At 63.8% G+C, this 19,875-nt stretch carries 16 protein-coding genes; 11 read left to right on the top strand and 5 right to left on the bottom strand.

The genetic code is table 11. From position 1 onward, the window contains the following. Window positions 1–10 precede the first annotated feature (10 nt). The 5 genes from LB543_RS03605 to LB543_RS03585 are packed head-to-tail and all read left to right on the top strand — an operon-like array spanning window position 11 to window position 5,677. Window positions 11–739 (top strand): CpaD family pilus assembly protein, encoded by a 729-nt coding sequence (locus tag LB543_RS03605; protein ID WP_140757855.1) that lies wholly within the window; start codon window positions 11–13, stop codon window positions 737–739. Between the two features lie 47 nt (window positions 740–786). Beyond that, a complete protein-coding gene (locus LB543_RS03600) occupies window positions 787–2,076 on the top strand; it encodes a CpaE family protein (RefSeq protein WP_224594046.1) in 1,290 nt (429 codons plus the stop codon). Window positions 2,077–2,099: 23 nt separating this feature from the next. Continuing rightward, window positions 2,100–3,599 (top strand): CpaF family protein, encoded by a 1,500-nt coding sequence (locus LB543_RS03595; protein WP_224613079.1) that lies wholly within the window; start codon window positions 2,100–2,102, stop codon window positions 3,597–3,599. A gap of 29 nt (window positions 3,600–3,628) precedes the next feature. Then, complete coding sequence (locus LB543_RS03590) at window positions 3,629–4,642, top strand: type II secretion system F family protein (protein WP_224613078.1); 1,014 nt, start codon at window positions 3,629–3,631, stop codon at window positions 4,640–4,642. Window positions 4,643–4,651: 9 nt separating this feature from the next. Beyond that, window positions 4,652–5,677, top strand: coding sequence for a type II secretion system F family protein (locus tag LB543_RS03585; protein ID WP_140757851.1), 1,026 nt, complete (start codon window positions 4,652–4,654; stop codon window positions 5,675–5,677). A gap of 86 nt (window positions 5,678–5,763) precedes the next feature. Here the strand turns inward: LB543_RS03585 and LB543_RS03580 are convergent, their stop codons facing one another. Beyond that, on the bottom strand, window positions 5,764–6,594 hold the full coding sequence (locus LB543_RS03580; RefSeq protein ID WP_224613133.1) for a tetratricopeptide repeat protein: 831 nt from the start codon (window positions 6,592–6,594) through the stop codon (window positions 5,764–5,766). A 131-nt stretch (window positions 6,595–6,725) separates the two neighbouring features. On the opposite strand from LB543_RS03580, the gene LB543_RS03575 reads away from it, so the two are divergent. From LB543_RS03575 to pdeM, 5 genes are all read left to right on the top strand, one after another. Continuing rightward, entirely contained in the window at window positions 6,726–8,090 is a 1,365-nt protein-coding gene (locus LB543_RS03575; RefSeq protein ID WP_224613077.1) for a leucyl aminopeptidase family protein, read from the top strand. A gap of 70 nt (window positions 8,091–8,160) precedes the next feature. Beyond that, window positions 8,161–8,511, top strand: coding sequence for a MarR family winged helix-turn-helix transcriptional regulator (locus LB543_RS03570; protein ID WP_140507608.1), 351 nt, complete (start codon window positions 8,161–8,163; stop codon window positions 8,509–8,511). Between the two features lie 30 nt (window positions 8,512–8,541). Beyond that, complete coding sequence (locus LB543_RS03565; protein ID WP_224613076.1) at window positions 8,542–9,402, top strand: NlpC/P60 family protein; 861 nt, start codon at window positions 8,542–8,544, stop codon at window positions 9,400–9,402. A 67-nt stretch (window positions 9,403–9,469) separates the two neighbouring features. Continuing rightward, the gene (locus LB543_RS03560; protein WP_140811351.1) at window positions 9,470–12,004 is read left to right on the top strand and encodes a ligase-associated DNA damage response DEXH box helicase; all 2,535 of its coding nucleotides are present in this window, start codon (window positions 9,470–9,472) and stop codon (window positions 12,002–12,004) included. Next, window positions 12,001–12,717: a ligase-associated DNA damage response endonuclease PdeM gene (pdeM, locus tag LB543_RS03555; RefSeq protein ID WP_224613075.1), complete on the top strand. Its 717-nt coding sequence runs from the start codon at window positions 12,001–12,003 to the stop codon at window positions 12,715–12,717. Before LB543_RS03560 ends, pdeM begins: the two co-directional genes overlap by 4 nt. A gap of 3 nt (window positions 12,718–12,720) precedes the next feature. On the opposite strand, the gene LB543_RS03550 is transcribed toward pdeM, so the two are convergent. The 3 genes from LB543_RS03550 to LB543_RS03540 are packed head-to-tail and all read right to left on the bottom strand — an operon-like array spanning window position 12,721 to window position 17,324. Then, window positions 12,721–13,656, bottom strand: coding sequence for a dimethyl sulfoxide reductase anchor subunit family protein (locus tag LB543_RS03550; protein WP_224613074.1), 936 nt, complete (start codon window positions 13,654–13,656; stop codon window positions 12,721–12,723). 6 nt (window positions 13,657–13,662) lie between these two features. Further along, a complete protein-coding gene (locus LB543_RS03545) occupies window positions 13,663–14,397 on the bottom strand; it encodes a 4Fe-4S dicluster domain-containing protein (protein WP_224613073.1) in 735 nt (244 codons plus the stop codon). Then, window positions 14,394–17,324 (bottom strand): molybdopterin oxidoreductase family protein, encoded by a 2,931-nt coding sequence (locus LB543_RS03540; protein ID WP_224613132.1) that lies wholly within the window; start codon window positions 17,322–17,324, stop codon window positions 14,394–14,396. The genes LB543_RS03545 and LB543_RS03540 overlap by 4 nt, the downstream gene beginning before the upstream one ends. Before the next feature lie 278 nt (window positions 17,325–17,602). On the opposite strand from LB543_RS03540, the gene LB543_RS03535 reads away from it, so the two are divergent. Further along, window positions 17,603–18,499, top strand: a complete 897-nt coding sequence (locus tag LB543_RS03535; protein WP_140811345.1) for a LysR family transcriptional regulator — start codon at window positions 17,603–17,605, stop codon at window positions 18,497–18,499. A gap of 2 nt (window positions 18,500–18,501) precedes the next feature. Here the strand turns inward: LB543_RS03535 and LB543_RS03530 are convergent, their stop codons facing one another. After that, a complete protein-coding gene (locus LB543_RS03530) occupies window positions 18,502–19,758 on the bottom strand; it encodes an Hsp70 family protein (protein WP_224613072.1) in 1,257 nt (418 codons plus the stop codon). Between the last annotated feature and the right edge of the window lie 117 nt (window positions 19,759–19,875).

Below are 19,875 nucleotides of genomic sequence, written 5' to 3'. Positions count from 1 at the left end.
GAAAGCACACATGTCTCAGTCAGCATTGAAGGCAAGGACCATGGCGATGTGCTCCGGCCGTTCTCGGAGCCTGCGGGCGCTTCCGATCATGGCGGTGGCGCTGTCGGCTCTGCTGGCCGGTTGTGCCCAGCGCGACAGCGTTACCGTCGGCGCCATCCCCGATGACTATCGCACCAATCATCCGATCGTCATCGCGGAGAAGAACCAGAAGATCGATCTTCCTGTCGGCGCCGGCGACCGTGGCATGACCGGCTCGCAGCGCGACACGCTTCTTGGCTTCCTCGATGGCTACGACAAGAGCGCGGCTCCGGCATTGACGATCCAGGTTCCAAGCGGGTCGGCCAATGAGGTCGCCGCGACAGCGGCCGGCCGTGATTTCGCCCGGCTCGCGGTCGCCGCCGGCGTCAAGCGCAACCGGATCGTCGTGGTCCCCTATCAGGCTGGATCGAGCGAGGCATCGGCCCCCGTTCGCGTCTCTTATATCGCGGTGAGGGCACAGACCGACAAATGCGGACGCTGGCCCGCTGACCTGGTGGAAACGTCTGAGAACAAGCACTACGCCGACTTCGGCTGCTCCTACCAGAACAATCTTGCCGCCCAGATGGCCAATCCAAATGATCTTCTCGGGCCCCGCAAGCAGACCACCATCGACGCGGAAAATCGTGGTGCGGTTATAGACGTGTACCGAAGCAGGGGCATTTCGACTGAATTCCTCGGCAACTCGGAAGTGACTTACTAAGCCGCCCTCGGAAAGAAGCGACGCCACGAACAGGCCACGGAAAGAGCATGACCATGAGCAACCTTGCCTATGACGCCACCGTGGAGGGCGGTGATACCTCGCTGCAGGACGTCGCCGCGATGCAGGCGTTGCGGCCGGTTCCACGTATTTCGATCCAGGCATTCTGCGAAACGGAGGGCGTTGCCAATCCGGTCCAGCGCGCCGGCGAGGACCGCCGCATGACCAAGGCGCATCTCAAGGTTCATATGGGCGGTGTTCCCACCGCCATCGAGTTCTACCAGTCGGCGCCGACACCGAACCTGATTCTGCTGGAATCACGCAGCGAACCCAAGCAACTGCTGGAGCAACTCGCCCAGCTCTCGGAATATTGCGATCCATCCTCGAAAGTGGTGGTGATCGGCCACTACAACGACGTTGGTCTCTATCGCGAACTCATCCGCTCCGGCATCTCGGAATATGTCATCGCGCCGGTGTCGATGGCCGACGTCGTCAGTGTCGTGTCGTCGATCTTCGTCGATCCGGAAGCTGAACCGCTCGGCCGCTCGGTCGCCTTCGTCGGCGCCAAGGGCGGCGTCGGTTCTTCCACGATCGCCCACAATGTCGCCTGGGCAATGTCCTCCCTGTTCAAATCCGAGGTCGTTGTGGCCGACCTCGATCTCGCCTTCGGCACCGCCAACATCAATTTCGATCAGGATCCGGCGCAGGGCATCGCCGAGGCTGTGTTCTCGCCCGAGCGCATCGACGAAGTCTATCTCGACCGGCTGCTGACCCAATGCGCCGAGCATCTGTCGCTGCTCGCGGCGCCCTCGACGCTGGAACGCGTATACGATTTCGATCCCGATGCCTTCGTGCAACTTGTCGATACCGCGCAGCGCAGCGTGCCGCTCCTTGTGCTCGACGTTCCCCATATCTGGACCGGGTGGGCCAAGAACACGCTGGTCAAGGCCGACGAGATCGTCATCACGGCAACGCCGGAACTGGCCAATCTGCGCAACACCAAGAACCTGGTCGACATGTTGAAGCGGCTTCGCCCGAACGACCCGCCGCCGAAATTGATCATCAACCAGGCCGGCGTGCCCAAGCGGCCGGAGATATCGCCATCCGATTTCGCCGAGCCGCTCGGCCTGACACCGATGTCGGTCATCGGCTTTGATCCCGTGCTGTTCGGCAATGCCGCGAACAACGGACGCATGCTGGGCGAGATGGATGCCAAGAACCCGGTTGTGGCCACCATCAACGAAATTGCTCATGTGCTGACCGGCCGCAGCGAAATCCGGGCGAAAAAGAAAGCTGGCCTGGGCAGTCTGCTCGGCAAGCTCTCGCGCAACAAGAAGTGACGCAATGGGGTCGGTAGTCGGTCATGTTCGGTAAAAGAGGCAACGACGACGGCAACCGGTTCACGCCGGAATTTCGCCAGCCGGCACCGGTCGCGCCGGCCGCCGCGGTTTCGGCGGACACCGCGGTTCTTGCCCGGCCCGCGGCCACGCCTCAGCCGAGCGCGCCTGTCGCGCCGCCCGCCAGGCGCGCGGTCGAGGCGCCGCCGATGGCGCCGGAACCAAGGAAAGGCCGCGAAAAGAGCGAAACCTACTACGATACCAAGAGCCAGGTTTTCTCGGCCCTCATCGATACGATCGACCTGTCTCAACTCGCCAAGCTCGATCCCGAAACCGCCCGCGAGGAAATCCGCGACATCGTCAACGACATCATCGCGATCAAGAACTTCGCGATGTCGATCGCCGAGCAGGAAGAACTGCTCGAGGACATCTGCAATGACGTGCTTGGCTATGGGCCGCTCGAGCCGTTGCTCGCGCGCGACGACATCGCCGACATCATGGTCAACGGGTCCAAGAACGTCTACATCGAAGTCAACGGCAAGGTCGAACAGACCAGCATCCGCTTCCGCGACAACCAGCAGCTGCTCAACATCTGCCAGCGCATCGTCAGCCAGGTCGGCCGCCGCGTCGACGAATCCAGCCCGATCTGCGACGCCCGTCTTCCCGACGGGTCGCGCGTCAACGTCATTGCGCCGCCGCTGGCCATCGACGGCACCGCGCTCACCATCCGCAAATTCAAGAAGGACAAGCTGACGCTGGATCAGCTGGTCAAGTTCGGCGCCATCTCCCCGCAAGGAGCCGAAGTTCTCAAGATCATCGGCCGTGTTCGCTGCAACATCGTCATCTCGGGCGGCACCGGCTCCGGCAAGACGACGTTGCTCAACTGCCTGACCAACTACATCGACCGTGACGAGCGCGTCATCACCTGCGAGGATTCGGCTGAACTGCAGCTGCAGCAGCCGCATGTCGTGCGCCTGGAAACGCGTCCGCCCAACCTCGAGGGCGAGGGCGAGGTGACGATGCGCGACCTGGTCAAGAACTGCCTGCGCATGCGGCCCGAACGCATCATCGTCGGCGAAGTGCGCGGACCCGAGGTCTTCGACCTTCTGCAGGCGATGAATACCGGCCATGACGGCTCGATGGGGACGATCCACTCCAACAGCCCGCGCGAATGCCTGAACCGTATCGAATCCATGATCGCCATGGGCGGCTATTCGCTGCCGCAGAAAACGGTGCGCGAAATCGTCGTCGGCTCCATCGACGTGATCATCCAGGCGGCGCGCCTGCGCGATGGATCGCGCCGCATCACCCATATCACCGAAGTGATCGGGATGGAGGGCGACGTCATCATCACGCAGGATATCGTCCTCTACAACATCAAGGGCGAGGACGCCAACGGCAGGCTACTGGGTGAGCACGTCTCGACCGGCATCGGCCGCCCCCATTTCTGGGAGCGGGCTCGATACTATGGCGAGGAGCAGCGTCTCGCCACAGCGCTCGAGGCTATGGAGAAACGTGCTGACTGACGCATCCGCAGGCGTGAAGGTTCTGGTCGATGTTTGGAATTGACGGCACCGTATTGGCGTTTGTCGTGCTCGCCGGCTTCAGCGCCGGCGCGGTCGCCTATGCATTCCTGTTCACCCAGATCAGCAATGACAAACAGGCCGGAAAGCGGCTTGAAACGATCAAGGCCGCCGAGACGGACCGTTCTGTCGTCAAGGCGACGCGCGACCGCGCGGCGGACGCGGCCAAGCGCCGTAAATCGGTGCAGGATTCGCTGAAGGAACTCGACGAGAAGCAGAAGACCAAGGACAACGCCGTCAAGAAGCCGCCGCTGAAAGCCCAGCTTCGCCAGGCTGGGATGAAGGTGCCGATCGAGCGGTTCTATATCTATTCGGCCATATGCGGCCTCGCGCTGGCAATCGTCGCGTTCGTGGCTGGTGCGCCGATGATTGTCTTGCCGGGCGTGCTGCTCGCCGGAGCGCTCGGCCTGCCGCGTTGGTTCGTTTCTTTTCGTCGCATTCGCCGCGTCAAGGCATTCCTCAACGAATTTCCAAATGCGCTCGACATCATCGTGCGGGCGGTCAAGTCCGGCCTGCCGCTGAACGACGCCATACGCCTGATCGCCAATGAATCGCCTGAGCCCGTGAAGACCGAGTTTCGCCGGATAGTCGATTCGCAGCAGATGGGAATGTCGATCCCCGACGCGACCTTGCGCATGCCCGAAACCATGCCATGCACAGAGGCGAGTTTCTTCGGCATCGTCATCCAGATCCAGTCGCAGGCCGGCGGCAATCTCTCCGAGGCGCTGGGCAACCTTTCGCGCGTGTTGCGCGACCGCAAGAAGATGAAGGCCAAGGTCGCGGCCCTGTCGATGGAAGCGAAAGCGTCCGCCGCCATCATCGGCGCCTTGCCTTTCATCGTCGCCTTTCTCGTCTATCTCTCCAGTCCCAACTATCTGATGCCGCTGTTCACGACCAGCGTCGGCCATTTGATACTCGGTTTCGCCGCCGTCTGGATGTCGATCGGCATCTTCGTGATGCGCAAGATGATGAACTTTGAAGTCTAGGGCCGTGGCATGACCGAACAAGCCATCAAATCACTGACGGATCCCAGCTTCCTGATTGCGCTGCTGGTTGCCATCGCCGTGTTCGCAACCGTCTTTACGCTGCTGCCGGCGTTTGGCGGAAACCCGCTCAAGGCGCGCATGAAGTCGGTCGCGCTGGAGCGTGATGAGCTTCGCGCCAAGCAGCGCGCGCGGCTAGCGACCGAGGCCGATCGCCGCCGCAAGGGTCTGCGCGAGCAACAGTCGGTCGGCATGCGCAACATTGTCGACCGGCTCGATCTACGGCGTGCGTTGGCCGACGAGGCCACCTTGCAGAAGCTCAAGGTTGCCGGCTTTCGCGGACAGAACCCGCTGACGCGTTTTCTGTTCTTCCGCCTGGTGCTTCCTTTTGTCGGCTTCGCGCTCGGTCTGATCTATATTTTCGTGCTCGGAGGATTGCCCGACAAGCCGTTGGTGGTCCGGCTGTTCGTATGCATCCTGGTTGCCTATGGCGGCTTCTACACGCCGGTCCTCTACGTCAACAACCGTGCGACCAAGCGCAAGCAGTCGATCCAGATGGCGTGGCCGGATGCGCTCGACCTGATGCTGATCTGCGTGGAATCCGGTATGTCGGTGGAAGCCGCACTGCGCAAGGTCGCCGACGAGATCGGCGCGCAGTCGGTGGCCCTGGCGGAAGAATTCATCCTGACCAATGCCGAGCTCTCCTATCTGCAGGAGCGCAAGCAGGCTTATGAAAACCTGGCCAGTCGCACGGGGCTGGAATCGGTCAAGTCGGTATCGCAGGCGCTTGTCCAGGCCGAGCGCTACGGCACGCCGGTGGCGCACGCGCTGCGCGTGCTTGCCGCGGAAAGCCGCGACATGCGCATGAACGCCGCCGAGAAAAAGGCGGCCGCCCTGCCGCCCAAACTCACCGTGCCGATGATCTTGTTCTTCCTGCCGGTGCTGTTCGCCATCATCCTGGGGCCGGCGGGCATCCAGGTCAGCCAGCGCGGCATCTTCGGCGATCATTCCGGGGCGGCGGCGTCGACCAGCCAGTAAACCAACCCAGAGTCCTTCCGCAGAAACAAAAAGCCGGGCTGCAATCGAGCGCGGCTTTTTACGATTTGCGGGTAAGCGCGCGGCAATCAGTTGGTGGCGGTTTTCGCCGGTTTCGCCTTGTCCTGATCCTTCAGCTGGCTCCAGGCGTTCTGCTGGGCCAGCATCTGCCTGAGATAGGCGACGTTGGCCTGTGCCTGATCGGGCGAAAGTTCCTGCGAGGCGATCTTTTCGGCTTCGTCGAAACGGCCCTGCAGTCCGACGACGAGCGCCAGGTTCTGGCGCACTCGACTATCGGCGTTCGACTGCTGGGCGGCCGACCGCATATAGGTCTCGGCGGTGCGCAGATCCCCTTCCAGCACATAGGACATGCCGAGATTGGAAAGGATCGAAGGCTCATTGGGCTTGAGTTCGAGGGCCTTGCGGTAAAGCTGGCGCGCTTCATCCTTCTGGTTGAGCTGGTCAAGTATGGCGCCTTCGGCGGAGACCAGCCTCCAGTCGGGATATTCCGGCGTCTGTGCGCGGCGCACCGCATCGAGCGCCGCCTCGAACTGGCCGTTGGCGGCCAGTGCCTTGCCGTAGGCGGCGAGTACGTCGCGGTCCTTGGGATAGGCGATCGCCAGCTTGCGCATCACGGCGAGCGACTGGTCGGCATCGCCATCCATCTGCAGCGCGGCCGCGAAGTTGGTCGCGATGCGCTTGTCGTTGGGGCTCCTGGCGTAGGATTGGCCGAGTGCTGCGGTGGCATTGTGCAGTTCTCCCGCCGACATCGTCTCCAGCGGCTTGCCGCTGGTGCGTCCGATCGAGCCAGTGGTGAGCTTGTCGGTTGCGCATCCCGCGACACCTGCCGCGAGCGCCAGCGTGAATGCCGTGGTGATGAGCCGCTTTCCCCGGATGTTTATCGTGCGGTTGGTCGGCATCGGCACCCTGGGCCTCCATTCATGCGTGTGGCCATTGCGTGGCCATCTTCCCTCCAGCAGAAATATTCTGTTAACCCTAACGGAGGGTTAAGAAGCGCCGACTCGGGCGAGCCCGGCAGGAGAAACATCTGATGTCCGTGGAACTGGTCGAGAACAAGCTGAAGAACCCGCTGCCGATCCATCTGGTCGCCAGGGACGGGCTGGACGCGGCCGGTCTGTCGCCGTCCATTGTCGCCTGGGCCAAGGCAAACGGCTTTTCCGGCGAGGCCGGCAAGACGCTGGTCGTGCCTGGTGAGAACGGGGCACTCGCCGGCGCCTTGTTTGGCATTGGCGAGGGTGAAGGCGCGCTCGGTCTGGGCTCGCTGTCGAAAACTCTGCCGGAAGGCGACTGGCACTTCGCCTCGGTCCCGGCCGAGCCTGAACTCGCGGCGATCGCGCTGGCGCTCGGCGGTTATGTCTTTACCCGTTACGGCAAGAAGCCGGGCAAGGCGCTGCGCTTCGACCTGCCTGCCGGCGCCGACGCAAAACGTGTTCGTAGTATAGCCGATGGCGTCTTCCTGGCTCGCGACCTTGTCAACACGCCGACCAGTGACATGGGGCCGGACGATCTGGAGAGGGCGGTGCGGACCCTGGCTGGGACCCACAAGGCCGAAGTCTCCGTCATCAAGGGCGACGACCTGCTCACACAGAATTTCCCGATGGTTCACGCCGTGGGTCGCGCCTCGTCCGATGCGCCGCGCCTGATCGACATGACATGGGGGCAGCAAGGCGCGCCGAAGGTGACGCTGGTCGGCAAGGGTGTCTGCTTCGACACGGGCGGCCTCGACATCAAGCCTTCTTCGGGCATGCTGCTGATGAAGAAGGACATGGGCGGCGCGGCCAATGTGCTTGGCCTGGCCTCGATGATCATGGCGGCTGGGCTCAAGGTGCGGCTGCGGGTGCTGATCCCCGCGGTCGAGAATTCGATTGCCGGCAACGCCTTTCGCCCGGGCGACGTGCTGGCGAGCCGAAAGGGCATCTCGGTCGAGATCGGCAATACGGACGCGGAAGGGAGGCTGGTGCTGGGCGATGCGCTGGCGCTGGCCGACGAGGAGGAACCGCGGCTTCTGATCGACATGGCGACCCTGACCGGAGCAGCCCGCGTCGCGCTTGGCCCCGACCTGCCGCCCTTCTACACCGATGACGAGGCGCTTGCCTCGGAGCTGGCAGCGGCATCGCTGGCAGTCGAGGATCCGCTGTGGCGCATGCCGCTATGGCGGCCCTACGATGCGAAATTGTCGTCGAAGATCGCCGACATCAACAACGTTACCACGGATGGTTTCGCCGGCTCGATCACCGCAGCGCTGTTCCTCAAGCGCTTCGTCGAAAAGTCGGCAAGCTGGGCGCATTTCGACATCTTCGCCTGGAACCCCGCCGATCGCCCCTACGGCCCCGCCGGTGGCGAGGCGCAAGGGATTCGGGCGCTGGAGCGGATCATCTCGACGCGCCATGGCTGATGCGCAAGCAGAGCCGGCAAATTGCAGAAACTGAAACGGAACCGAAACAATTTGCCGTCATCATGGCGCGATGTCGATTGCGATGCGCCCGAGCCAAGCCTTGCGACTGTGGCAGCAGGTGATGCTGTCGCAGGTTCGCGAGGACGCGCCTGATCTCACCATGCGCCAGACGGCGATCCTGTTCACCATCTATCTCGATCCGCCGCCGCACACCGTACGCGGGCTTGCCGCCCGCCTCAACGTCACCAAGCCGGTCATCACGCGCGCGCTCGACACGATGGGCGCGCTGAAACTGGTGTCGCGCCATCGCGACGAGCTCGACAAGCGCAATGTCCTGATCAAGCGCACCGTCGAAGGCGCGCTATTTGTCGAGCGCTTCGGCGATGGTATCATTGCCAAGGCCCACGACCTGCCGATCTGACTGTAGTGCCCATTCAACAAGGTTGCCGATTTGACCGCCCACGACGCACGCCTTCATGCCTTCCGCTCCGATCTGGCCGATGCCAGGTTGAAAGGAGAGGTCGTTGCCGACCGTTTCGTAGCGGGTCGGCCAGCGCGGATTTCGGTCCCGGTGGCCGATATCCGCAAGGCGCCGACGCTGGATTCGGGCATCAACACGCAAGCTCTGTTCGGCGACGATGTCCTGGTTTTCGAGGATAGAGAAGGCTGGGCCTGGATCCAGACCGAGCGAGACGGCTATGTCGGCTATGTCGCCGACGTTATGCTGGGCAGGCGGGACCATGCGTCGACCCATATCGTCTCGGTGCCGCGCACATTCCTTTATCCCGGCCCGGATCTGCGCTTTCCGATCGCCGGGCAACTGTCGATGGGATCGACGACAACCGTGACGGGTGCCGCCGAAACACGCGGCACGCACTATGCGCTGCTGCCCTCCGGTGAAGCCATGATCGCTGGCCATCTGCGGCCGATCGGCGAAGTGGCTGGCGACTATGTGTCCGTGGCCGAGACGTTTCTCGGCACGCCCTATCTGTGGGGCGGTGTTTCCGGCTTCGGCATCGATTGCTCCGGCCTGGTGCAACTGGCCATGCGCATGGCCGGCAGGGAGGTGTTGCGCGATACCGACATGCAGGCCGCTTCGATCGGCGAGCCGCTTCAGCCGGGTCCTGATTTTTCGGGGCTGCGACGCGGTGACCTGGTGTTCTGGAAAGGTCACGTCGCCATCATGACCGACGCCGAAACCATGATCCACGCCAACGGCCACACCATGCTTGTGTCGCGCGAAGGGCTGAAGGAAGCCATCGCCCGCATCGGCTATCTCTATGGCGCGCCGACGGGGTTCCGGCGCCCGTAAGGCTTTTCGGTCCCCTTTTGTTCCGATTCCGCTTGGCGATTGCCTGCCGCCGCGCTACCTCTGACGCGTGACCGAGCTGCCTCGCCTCGCCGACCAGAATGCCGCCGTCGTCCTGCCCGAGCCATTCGTAAAATGGTTCGGCGAGAAAGGCTGGTCGCCGCGCGCCCATCAGATCGAACTCCTGGCGAAGGCCCAAGCCGGGCAATCGGTGCTGTTGATCGCGCCGACCGGCGCCGGCAAGACGCTGGCCGGCTTCCTGCCGTCGCTGACCGAACTGGCCGTCAGGCCAAGGCGAAAACCAGGCCAGGCGCGGCGCGGCATCCACACGCTGTACATTTCGCCGTTGAAGGCACTGGCCGTCGACATCGAGCGCAATCTCGGCAAGCCGGTCGAGGAGATCGGCCTGCCCGTGTCCATCGAAACACGCACCGGCGACACCCCCGCCCACAAGCGCCAGCGCCAGAAACTTGCGCCGCCCGATATCCTGCTCACCACGCCCGAGCAACTGGCGCTGCTGATCGCGGCAGGCGATGCCAGACGCTTCTTCGAGGATCTGCGCTATGTCGTGCTCGACGAATTGCATTCGCTGGTGACATCGAAGCGCGGCCATCTGCTGGCGCTTGGGCTGGCGCGACTGCGCAGCTTTGTCCCTGGCCTTCAGACGATCGGGCTGTCGGCGACTGTGGCCGAGCCGGACGAATTGCGGCGCTGGCTGGTCAGCCAGAACCCGCCGGGTGGCATGGCGGAATTGATCATTGTGACGGGCGGCGCGAAGCCCGAAATCTCGATCCTCGATTCCGAGGAGCGGGTACCTTGGGCGGGGCACTCGGCGCGCTACGCCACGCCGGAAATCTACCGCGAGATCAAGCGCCACAAGACGACCTTGCTGTTCGTCAACACACGCAGCCAGGCGGAGCTGCTGTTCCAGGAGTTGTGGCGGGTCAACGAGGACACCTTGCCGATCGCCCTGCATCACGGCTCGCTCGATGTCGCCCAGCGCCGGCGCGTCGAGAAGGCGATGGGCGAGAACGCGCTGCGCGCCATCGTCGCCACCTCGACGCTCGATCTCGGCATCGACTGGGGCGATGTCGATCTGGTCGTGCATGTCGGTGCGCCGAAGGGCGCCAGCCGGCTGGCGCAGCGCATCGGCCGTGCCAACCACCGCATGGATGAGCCGTCGAAGGCGATCCTGATCCCCGCCAACCGTTTCGAGGTGCTGGAATGCCGGGCCGCGCTCGACGCCAATTATCTCGGCGCGCAGGATACGCCGCCGCTGGTCGATGGCGGGCTCGACGTGCTGGCCCAGCATGTCCTGGGTTGTGCCTGCGGGGCGCCATTCCGCGCCGATGACCTGTATGAAGAGGTGCGAACGGCGGCACCCTATACCGGCCTCGATCGTCCGACATTCGACCGCGTCGTCGATTTCGTCGCCACCGGCGGTTACGCGCTGAAGAATTACGAGCGCTATGCACGCATCCGCCTGAACAAGGATGGACTGTGGCGCGTATCCAATCCGCGTGTCGCCCAGCAATACAGGCTGAATGTCGGCACCATCATCGAGGTGCCGGCGCTCAACGTCCGTTACGTCAAGGCCGGCAGCAAAGGCTCGGCGTCGCACGGCGGCCGCGTGCTCGGCAAGATCGAGGAGGCGTTCCTCGAAACCTTGACACATGGCGATACCTTCATGTTCGCCGGCAAGGTGCTGCGCTTCGAAGGCATCCGCGAAAATGAATGCTTCGTCTCGAACGCGCCGGGCAGTGACGCCAAGGTGCCCTATTATGGCGGCGGCAAGTTTCCGCTCTCGACCTACCTTGCCGAGCAGGTCCGCATCATGCTGGACGATCCGCAGCGCTGGAAGAAGCTGCCGGAGCAGGTGGCCGACTGGCTGCGGTTCCAGTCGGACAAATCGATGCTGCCCAAGCGCGACGATTTGCTGATCGAGACCTTTCCGCGCGGCAACCGCCACTATCTGGTCGCCTATCCCTTCGAGGGCAGGCTCGCGCACCAGACGCTGGGCATGCTGCTCACCCGTCGCCTCGACAGGGCCGGCGCCAGGCCGCTCGGCTTCGTCGCCACCGACTATGCGCTCGCCATATGGTCACTGGGCGACATGGGCGCGATGTTCAAAGCGAGGAAACCGTCGCTCGGCGCGCTGTTCGACCAGGATATGCTGGGCGACGATCTCGAAGCCTGGCTGGCCGACAGCTGGCTTCTCAAGCGCACTTTCCGCAATTGCGCGCTGATCTCCGGCCTGATCGAAAAACGCCACCCCGGCCAGGAGAAGAGCGGCCGGCAGGTCACGGTGTCGACCGACCTGATCTACGATGTGCTGCGCAGCCATGAGCCGGACCACATCCTGCTTCAGGCGACGCGTGCCGACGCGGCGACCGGCCTGCTCGATGTCAGCAGACTTGCCGACATGCTCTCGCGCATCCAGGGTCGAATCATGCATAAGGCGCTCGAACAGATTTCGCCGCTTGCCGTGCCGATCATGCTCGAGATCGGCAAGATGCCGGTCAATGGCGAGGCCGATGAAACGCTGCTGATGGATGCGGCGACGCTGGTCGAAGAGGCCATGGGCCCGGGGATGGTTGACGAATGAACTTTTCGCTGGCGCGCGCATCGCTGATCGGCGAGGCCGACCTTGTCGGCATCGCGGGCGAGCGCGCAGTCTGCGATCCGCGCGGCGTGCTCTATTTTCCCGGTCTCAGGCTGCTGACGGTATCGGACCTGCATCTGGAGAAGGGGTCGTCGCTGGCAAGGCGCGGCACGCTGATCCCGCCCTACGATACCGGCACGACCCTGCTGCGGCTGCAGGCGGTGATATCAGACTACCAGCCCTCGATCGTCATCAGCCTGGGCGACTCCTTTCACGACGGCGGCGGCGCCAAACGCATGCATCAAAGTTTTCGCGAACGGCTGGAAGCGCTGATGGCAGGCCGTGACTGGTTCTGGGTCGCCGGCAATCATGACCCCGAAGCACCCGCGGACCTGCCCGGCGACACCGTGCGGGAACTGGCCATAGGTTCGCTGCTGTTCCGGCACGAGCCATCGAAGGTGCGGGTAGAAGGCGAAATATCGGGCCATCTGCATCCCTGCGCCCGCATCGTGCAGCAAGGCCGTTCGGTGCGGCGGCGCTGCTTTGCCAGCGACGGCGGCCGCATGATCATGCCGGCCTTCGGCGCCTATGCCGGTTCGCTCAACGTCCTCGACCAAGCCTATGCCGGCCTGTTCCGGCTGGAATCGTTGATGGCCTACATGCTGGGCACCGACCGCATCTTCGCCATCTCCCGCTCGATGCTGCGGCCAGGCTGAGATCTATCGTCCATAATAGAGCATGACCGTGTGCTTCGCTTCGGCGAAGAACAGCCAGCGCTCGACCAGCATGCCGGCGAACTGGACGATCGCGGCGAGCGCCGACAACAACGCCGCAAACGGCCACGGCAAGGCGAAGGCGGCGATCAGCAACAGGATCGGCAAACTGAAGGCCAGTGCCTGCGCGATCCGGCGCAGCTTCGCGCTATGCTTGCGCGCGATGCGGAAGCCCATTTCCTTGAGCAGGTAGTTCTCCTCGGTATGCGGCCATTCCAGGGATTGCACCATCCCGCCGGCGAGCCCGGTCGCGGTGTTGGCGTTGGTTTGGATTTCAAGCAGGTCATTGTGGCGCCAGGTCGCCAGCTTCCAGCCCAAGCCAAGCAAGGTGAGCAGTACGGAAGCGGCGAGGAGAATAGTCGAGCCGAGCGCAAAGCCTTGCAGCAGGGCATTCACTAGCACGCAGCCGCTCATCGCCGAGAAGATAAGATAGCCGGGCAAGGTATAGGGACTGTGCCACTGCGCAATCGGCTTCAGCGAGGCATAGATCATGCCGGTCATGCAGACCGTAGCGATGGCGCCGAAGGTGGACAGAAGCCCCGCGGCCGCCACCCAGCCGTCGAGCCGGCCAAGGAAGATCCAGCCCACACCGAACAGGCCGGCGGGAATGAAGGTGGCGACCGAGGCGACGCCTTCGCGTGACAGCCATGAACTGCGCCATTGCGAGAACGCCCGCCAGGCGCGTTCAGGCCTGCCGAGATGGCCGGTTGACGACAACAGGCCGACCGCGATCAGGCCGAGCGCCAGTCCTATGCCGACGAAGCCTAACCAGAAATCGGGCGCGATGAAGCCGAGCGGGCCGAGTACGCCGAGCAGCGCGAGCAGCCCATAGCCGGCACCCGTGGCGGTGGTGAAGAAGACGACCGAAAAAGCTGGATGCATGGATGGTCAGCTCGAAAGCATGCGGTCGACCCAGCCAAGAAAACCGCCCTCGGCTTGTACCGGATCCAGCGCGGGAGCGGCCACCGATGCGGCGCGTTGTGTGTGAGCGCGCGGTGGCAGGTATTTGTTGGTCGGGTGATAGCCGAGTTCGGGCATCAGGTCGACACCGCCCCGCTCCGCCACCAGTTGCGAGACGGGGGATTGGGGATCGCCGAGGTCGCCGAAATGCCGGGCGCTGGTCGGGCAGGCGGCGACGCAGGCCGGCACGCGGTCCTCTTCGGCCAGATTGTCGTTGTAGATGCGGTCGACGCAGAGCGTGCATTTCTTCATCACGCCGACATCCGTATCGAACTCGCGCGCGCCGTAAGGGCAGGCCCAGCTGCACAGTTTGCAACCGATGCACTTGTCCTCGTCGATCAGCACGATGCCGTCGGAGGCGCGTTTGTAGGAGGCGCCCGTCGGGCAGACGGTGACGCAGGCCGGCGTCTCGCAATGCAGGCAGGAGCGCGGGAAGTTCACCGTGCGCCCTCCCATCTCGGTGATGTGCTCGTAGCTGTGCACGCGGTTGAACCAGACCCCGTCGACATGGCTGCCATAAGGGTGGATGTCGGTCAGCGGCGCCATGTGGCCGCCGGTGTTCCACTCCTTGCAGGCGGTGACGCAGGCCTGGCAGCCGACACAGGTGTCGAGGTCGATGACGAGGCCAAGCTTCTTGCCGCCTGGACTGGGAAGACAGGTCATTCGGCCGCCTCTCTTGCCTGCCGGAACCCGGCGCCGAAAGTGAGCTTGTCGGGCGAGGGTTCGAAATGCAGCGGCTGGTGAAAACGCTCGAATTGCGGTTCGGTGAAGCCGGCCTCTTCAGCCGCGCATTTGACGATGCGGACGCGCAGATCGAACCACGCGGCTTGTCCCGTGACCGGATCGGAATTCGAATAGCGTTTGCCGCTGGCGTCAGCAGAAGTCTGGTCACCGATGATGTGGTTGAGCAGGAAGCCGCGATTGCTCTCGGCGGCATCGTCCTTCAGCCCCCAGCTGCCGCGCCTTTTGCCGATCGCGTTCCAGGTCCAGACCGTGCTCTCGTTCACCCCGTCGACCAGCTTGATCTGCCCCTTCACCTTGCCGTTGACGCTCTCGATCCACACCCAGTCGTCGTCGGCTAGGCCGAGGCCGGCCGCCGTCCGGTGATGTACGAACAGGCGGTTCTGGCTGGTGATCTGCCGCAACCACGCGTTCTGCGAACCCCAGGAATGGTACATGTGCATCGGCCGCTGCGTCAGCGCATGCAGCGGATATTTCTGCAGATCGACGGCCGCTTCCTCGAAGGGCACGTACCAGAACGGCAGCGGGTCCATGTAGGTCTCGATGCGGTTGCGCTCTGTCTCGGGTGGTTGCACCGGACCATGGCCGCGCGCGGCGAGGCGGAAGCGTTGCAATGGTTCGCAATAGAGCTGGAAGACGATCGGCTCGGCCTGGGGGATGAAGCCCAGTTGCACCGCGAAATCGAGATAGGAGCGGTTGGCCATCTTGTAGTAGCGCTGGTCGTCGGCGAAGTCGTGGTGCCAGAAACCGCCATTGTCGATGTAGCGTTGCAACTGGTTGGGGTTGACGTCGCCCTTGCCGATCGAGGTTTCGTCCTTGCCGCGCCAGCCGGCGAGCGGGCCGATGCCGGGCGTGCGTTCATGATTGACGATGTAGTCGGCATAGTCGCGGTACTTCGCCGAGCCGTCGTCATCGACGAAGCCGGGCAAGCCGAGCCGCGCGCCGAGTTCGATCAGCACCGACTGGAACGGCCTGACGTCGCGGTCGGGCTCGACGACGGGATGGCGAATGGCGTCGCCCGGCCCGTCGGCATGGCTGATCGGCCGGTCGAGCAGGCTGATGCAGTCATGACGCTCGAGATAGGTGGTGTCTGGCAGGACGAGGTCCGCGAACGGCACGGTCTCGGAATAATAGGCGTCGGAATAGATGATGAAGGGGATCCTGTAATTGCCCGCCTCGTCATGGTCCGTGAGCATGGCCATGGTCTCGACGGTGTTCATCGAGGAATTCCAGGCCATGTTCGACATGTACATCATCAGCGTGTCGATCGGGTATGGATCGCCGGCCGAGGCATTGCGGATGACGGTGTGCATCAAACCGTGCGCCGCAAGCGGCGAATCCCAGGAATAGGCCTTGTCGATGCGCTGCGGCGTGCCGGCTTCGTCGACCAGCAGATCGTCGGGTCCACAAACGAAACCGAGCGGCATGCCGTCGAGCGGCGTCATCGGCCTTACGTCCTTGCCGCAGGGCTTCGGGCCTGGCGGCGCCGACCTGGGGTACGGCGGCTTGAAGCGGAAGCCGCCGGGAACATCCACCGTGCCCAGCAGCACCTGCAGCAGATGGATGGCACGGCAGGTGTGAAAGCCGTTGGAATGGGCCGAGATGCCGCGCATCGCGTGCATCGAAACGGGCCGTCCCTTGATGGTCTCATGCCGGCGCCCTGCCCAGTCGGTCCACGCGATCGGCAGTTCGATCGCCTGTTCGAAGGCGACATGGGCAAGTTCGGCGGCGATCCGGCGGATCGTTCCGGCGGAGATGCCGCAACGCTCCGCGACCGCATCGGGTGCGTACCTCTCCTCGAGATAGCGGTCCGCAATGAGCTGGAACACCGGCACGCAGCGGCGGCCATCGACATCGTAGCTGCCGGTCAGTGCCGGTTTGGCGTCGGCATCGGCGGCGCTCACCGGACGCTTCGCCACTCTGTCCCATGCCAGCGGATTGCCGTCGCTGTCGCGCACGAACAGCCCGTCATCGGCCGCGCCAGGTTCCTGAATGACCAGGACATGCGCGTTGGTGTAGCGGAGCAGATAATCGAGGTCGACGCGACCCGCCTTCAAGAGTTCGTGGATAAGCGCGAACACGAACAGGCCGTCCGTGCCGGGCCGGATGCCGATCCAGTCGTCAGCGATCGCATTGTAGCCGGTCCGGCACGGATTGATCGACACCACCTTGGCGCCGCGTGCCTTGAGCTTGCCCAGCCCGATCTTGATCGGATTGGAATCATGGTCCTCGGCGACGCCGAACAGCATGAAGTATTTCGTGTTGTCCCAATCGGGCTCGCCGAACTCCCAGAACGAGCCGCCGATCGTGTAAAGGCCCCCGGCCGCCATATTCACCGAACAAAAGCCGCCATGGGCGGCAAAGTTCGACGTGCCGAACTGGCTCGCCCACCAGCCCGTCAAGGATTGCGACTGGTCACGACCGGTGAAGAAGGCAAGTTTTTTAGGATCGGTCCGGCGGATCTTCGACAGCCGCTCGGTGGCGATCGAGAAGGCTTCCTCCCACTCGATCTCGCGGAAATCGCCCGAGCCGCGCGGGCCGGTGCGCAGCAATGGTTTCTTCAGCCTGGCCGGGCTGTAGTGCTGCATGATGCCGGAGCTGCCCTTGCCGCAGATCACGCCGCGATTGACCGGATGATCCTTGTTGCCGTTGATGTAGCGGACCTTGCCGTCCTTGATATGCACGTCGATGCCGCAGCGACAGGCGCACATGTAGCAGGTGGTCTTGGCGATGCTGTCGGAAACAACAGGCGAGGTGTCGACACCATCGCCTTCATCGGGCGCGCGTGTGTCGGCAAGCGGACGTTGCGAAGGGGCTGAATTGGCGCCGCGCGGCGGTCGTTGCATCATCATCCTGTGCTGCTCGCGCGGCCGGCGGATTTGGCTCGCGTCTTCGGCCCGGGGCCGCGCATGTAATGCTCTTCCGGGTGATATCGATCACCGGCCAACCGCCGTCGGATGCCCCGGGTCCAATGCGCAAGCAGGGATCTGAACCGCCCGATCATTTTGTTCTCTGCGACCTGCAGGCTAATTTTTTCTAACTTCGCCTGAAAAAGTAGAATAAAGCTATCGACCCGTCTAATCAGTTGTTCTTGTAAATTCGATCGATATTGGTTCTTAATACGCGCATGACCCTGGATCAGTTGCGCATTTTCGTCGCCGTCGCCGAGCGCGGCCACATGACCAAGGCAGCCGAGCTCCTCGGCATTTCCCAGTCGGCCGCGTCGGCGGCCATTCGCGCGCTGGAAGAGCAGCACGGTGTCCATCTGTTCAACCGCGTCGGCCGCAATATCGAGCTGGCCCAGACCGGCCACCGGTTCCTGCCCGAGGCCAAGGCCGTGCTGGAGCGGGCCGCCGCCGCCCGCAACGTGCTGGAACATGTTTCGCAGACGGTCGCCGGCAGCCTCTCCATCGCCGCCAGCCTGACCATTGCCAGCTATTGGCTGCCGCGCCGGCTGGCCTCCTTCCACGAGGCCTATCCCGCCGTCAGGCTGAGCGTCACCATCGGCAACACAAGGCAGGTCGAGGCCAGCGTGCTCGATGGAACCGCCGATCTCGGCCTGGTCGAAGGGCGCACCGAGTCCGACTTGTTGCGCCGCGCCAAGGTCGACACCGACCGGCTGATGCTGGTCGTTGCCAGTTCCCATCCCAAGATCGCCGAAACCGCACCGGGCCGCCCAGACATCACCGGTCTGCGCTGGATTATCCGCGAAGGCGGCTCCGGCACGCGCGAAGTGCTGGAGGACTTGGCGCGCCGCGAGGGGATTTCACTTGCCGACTTGCAGATATTTCTGGTGCTGCCCAGCAACGAGGCGGTTCGCCAGGCGGTCGAGGCGGGTGCTGGCGCGACCATTATTTCGGAGCTCGTCGTCGGGCGGGCCGTCGCCGAGGGGAGCCTGAGAGCCGTGCCGATCGAATTGCCGAAGCGCGACTTCGCCATGATCACCCATCGGGACCGTCAGGCAAGCCTGGCCCAGATGGCGCTGAAGGCGCATCTGGCTGCGGAGATGAACGGGTCAGGGTAGGATCAGCCGAACTTCCGCTGCGCATCGAGCGCCAGGCCAAGCCCGACCGATCCAAACATATCGCCTTCTATGACGGAAGCCTGCGGCACCAGCGACAGGATTTCCCGCCTTGCCAGCGGGATCGCCGTCGATCCGCCGGTCAGGAACACCGCGGTGATGTCGGATGGCTTGACTCCGGCGTCGCGGATGGTCTGCGCCACCGTCTCGGTGACCCGCTCGATTTCCCGGGCGATCGTTGCCTCCAGCCCGTCGCGTGTGATCCCGGCGGCGAACGCCGCGTCGGGCAGCGTCACCGCCACGTCCGCGGATGACCTGTCGGTCAGCTCTATCTTGGCTTTCTCGACCAACGCTGCCAGAGCGTGCCCGTAGCGGTGCTCGACGATATGGATGAAGCGGTCGACCAGGTCGGCGCGCGCGGCCTCGTAGCGGATTTGGCGCAGATGCGTCATCGCCTTGGCGGTGTAGACCAGATTGATGCGCTGCCATGTGGCGAGATCGATGAAGTAGCTGGCCGGCAGATTGCGCTTGCCGTCCTTGGTCGCGGAGAGATAGCCGAGCTGCGGCATGACATGGGCGATGCTCAGCAGCCGGTCGAAATCGGTGCCGCCGATATGGATGCCGCGGCTGGCCAGGATGTCGTCCTTGCGGTCGGTCGATCGCGACCGCTCCGGCGAGACCCGCACGATCGAGAAGTCGGACGTGCCGCCGCCCATGTCGATGATCAGCGCCAGTTCTTCGCGCGTCACCTTCTGCTCGTAGTCGAGCGCCGCTGCGATCGGCTCAAACTGGAAAGCGATGTGCTTGAAGCCCTGGGCACGGGCAGCCTTCTCGAGCTCGCCTTGCGCCTCCGCGTCGGCTTGCGCGTCATCATCGACGAACTGCACCGGGCGGCCGAGCACCACGCTCTCCACCACGCCGCCGGCGTCCTCCTCCAGCCGCGTCCTCAGATGACCGATGAACAGGCCGATAATGTCGATGAAGCCGATCTGGCGCGCCTTGATACGCGTCTTCTCGTGGGCGAGCGAACTGCCGAGCACGCTCTTCAACGAGCGCATCAGGCGGCCTTCGATGCTGTCGGTATAATCGCCGATCGCGCGACGGCCGAAAAAGGTATGGCCGTCCTCGAAATTGAAGAACACGGCACTTGGCAGAGTGGGCTGTTCGCCCTCCAGCGGGACCAGCCGCGCCTTGCCGTTCCGGATCACGCCCACCGTGGAATTGGACGTGCCGAAGTCGATGCCGCCGAATGCCTGATGCATTGCAGCCTCCTGTCATTGTTTCGTGGCGGCAAAACAGCGGCGACGCATCGCGCTGTCATCCGGATGGCCGGACCGCTTCGGCGAATTGTATGTGCGTGTTTGCCCCTGGGCTGGGAG

This window comes from Mesorhizobium sp. ESP7-2, assembly GCF_020164715.1.
In the GTDB taxonomy this organism is placed as follows: Bacteria; Pseudomonadota; Alphaproteobacteria; order Rhizobiales; family Rhizobiaceae; genus Mesorhizobium.
The sequence above is the reverse complement of the archived record's forward strand: the minus strand, read 5'-3'. Positions and strand labels throughout refer to the sequence as shown.

Excerpts from the sequence above, each read along its gene's own strand:
- LB543_RS03605 (WP_140757855.1), top strand. The coding sequence starts at position 11 with ATGTCTCAGTCAGCATTGAAGGCAAGGACCATGGCGATGTGCTCCGGC.
- LB543_RS03600 (WP_224594046.1), top strand. The coding sequence starts at position 787 with ATGACCATGAGCAACCTTGCCTATGACGCCACCGTGGAGGGCGGTGAT.
- LB543_RS03595 (WP_224613079.1), top strand. The coding sequence starts at position 2,100 with ATGTTCGGTAAAAGAGGCAACGACGACGGCAACCGGTTCACGCCGGAA.
- LB543_RS03590 (WP_224613078.1), top strand. The coding sequence starts at position 3,629 with ATGTTTGGAATTGACGGCACCGTATTGGCGTTTGTCGTGCTCGCCGGC.
- LB543_RS03585 (WP_140757851.1), top strand. The coding sequence starts at position 4,652 with ATGACCGAACAAGCCATCAAATCACTGACGGATCCCAGCTTCCTGATT.
- LB543_RS03580 (WP_224613133.1), bottom strand. The coding sequence starts at position 6,594 with ATGCCGACCAACCGCACGATAAACATCCGGGGAAAGCGGCTCATCACC.
- LB543_RS03575 (WP_224613077.1), top strand. The coding sequence starts at position 6,726 with ATGTCCGTGGAACTGGTCGAGAACAAGCTGAAGAACCCGCTGCCGATC.
- LB543_RS03570 (WP_140507608.1), top strand. The coding sequence starts at position 8,161 with ATGTCGATTGCGATGCGCCCGAGCCAAGCCTTGCGACTGTGGCAGCAG.
- pdeM (WP_224613075.1), top strand. The coding sequence starts at position 12,001 with ATGAACTTTTCGCTGGCGCGCGCATCGCTGATCGGCGAGGCCGACCTT.
- LB543_RS03550 (WP_224613074.1), bottom strand. The coding sequence starts at position 13,656 with ATGCATCCAGCTTTTTCGGTCGTCTTCTTCACCACCGCCACGGGTGCC.
- LB543_RS03545 (WP_224613073.1), bottom strand. The coding sequence starts at position 14,397 with ATGACCTGTCTTCCCAGTCCAGGCGGCAAGAAGCTTGGCCTCGTCATC.
- LB543_RS03540 (WP_224613132.1), bottom strand. The coding sequence starts at position 17,324 with ATGATGCAACGACCGCCGCGCGGCGCCAATTCAGCCCCTTCGCAACGT.
- LB543_RS03535 (WP_140811345.1), top strand. The coding sequence starts at position 17,603 with ATGACCCTGGATCAGTTGCGCATTTTCGTCGCCGTCGCCGAGCGCGGC.
- LB543_RS03530 (WP_224613072.1), bottom strand. The coding sequence starts at position 19,758 with ATGCATCAGGCATTCGGCGGCATCGACTTCGGCACGTCCAATTCCACG.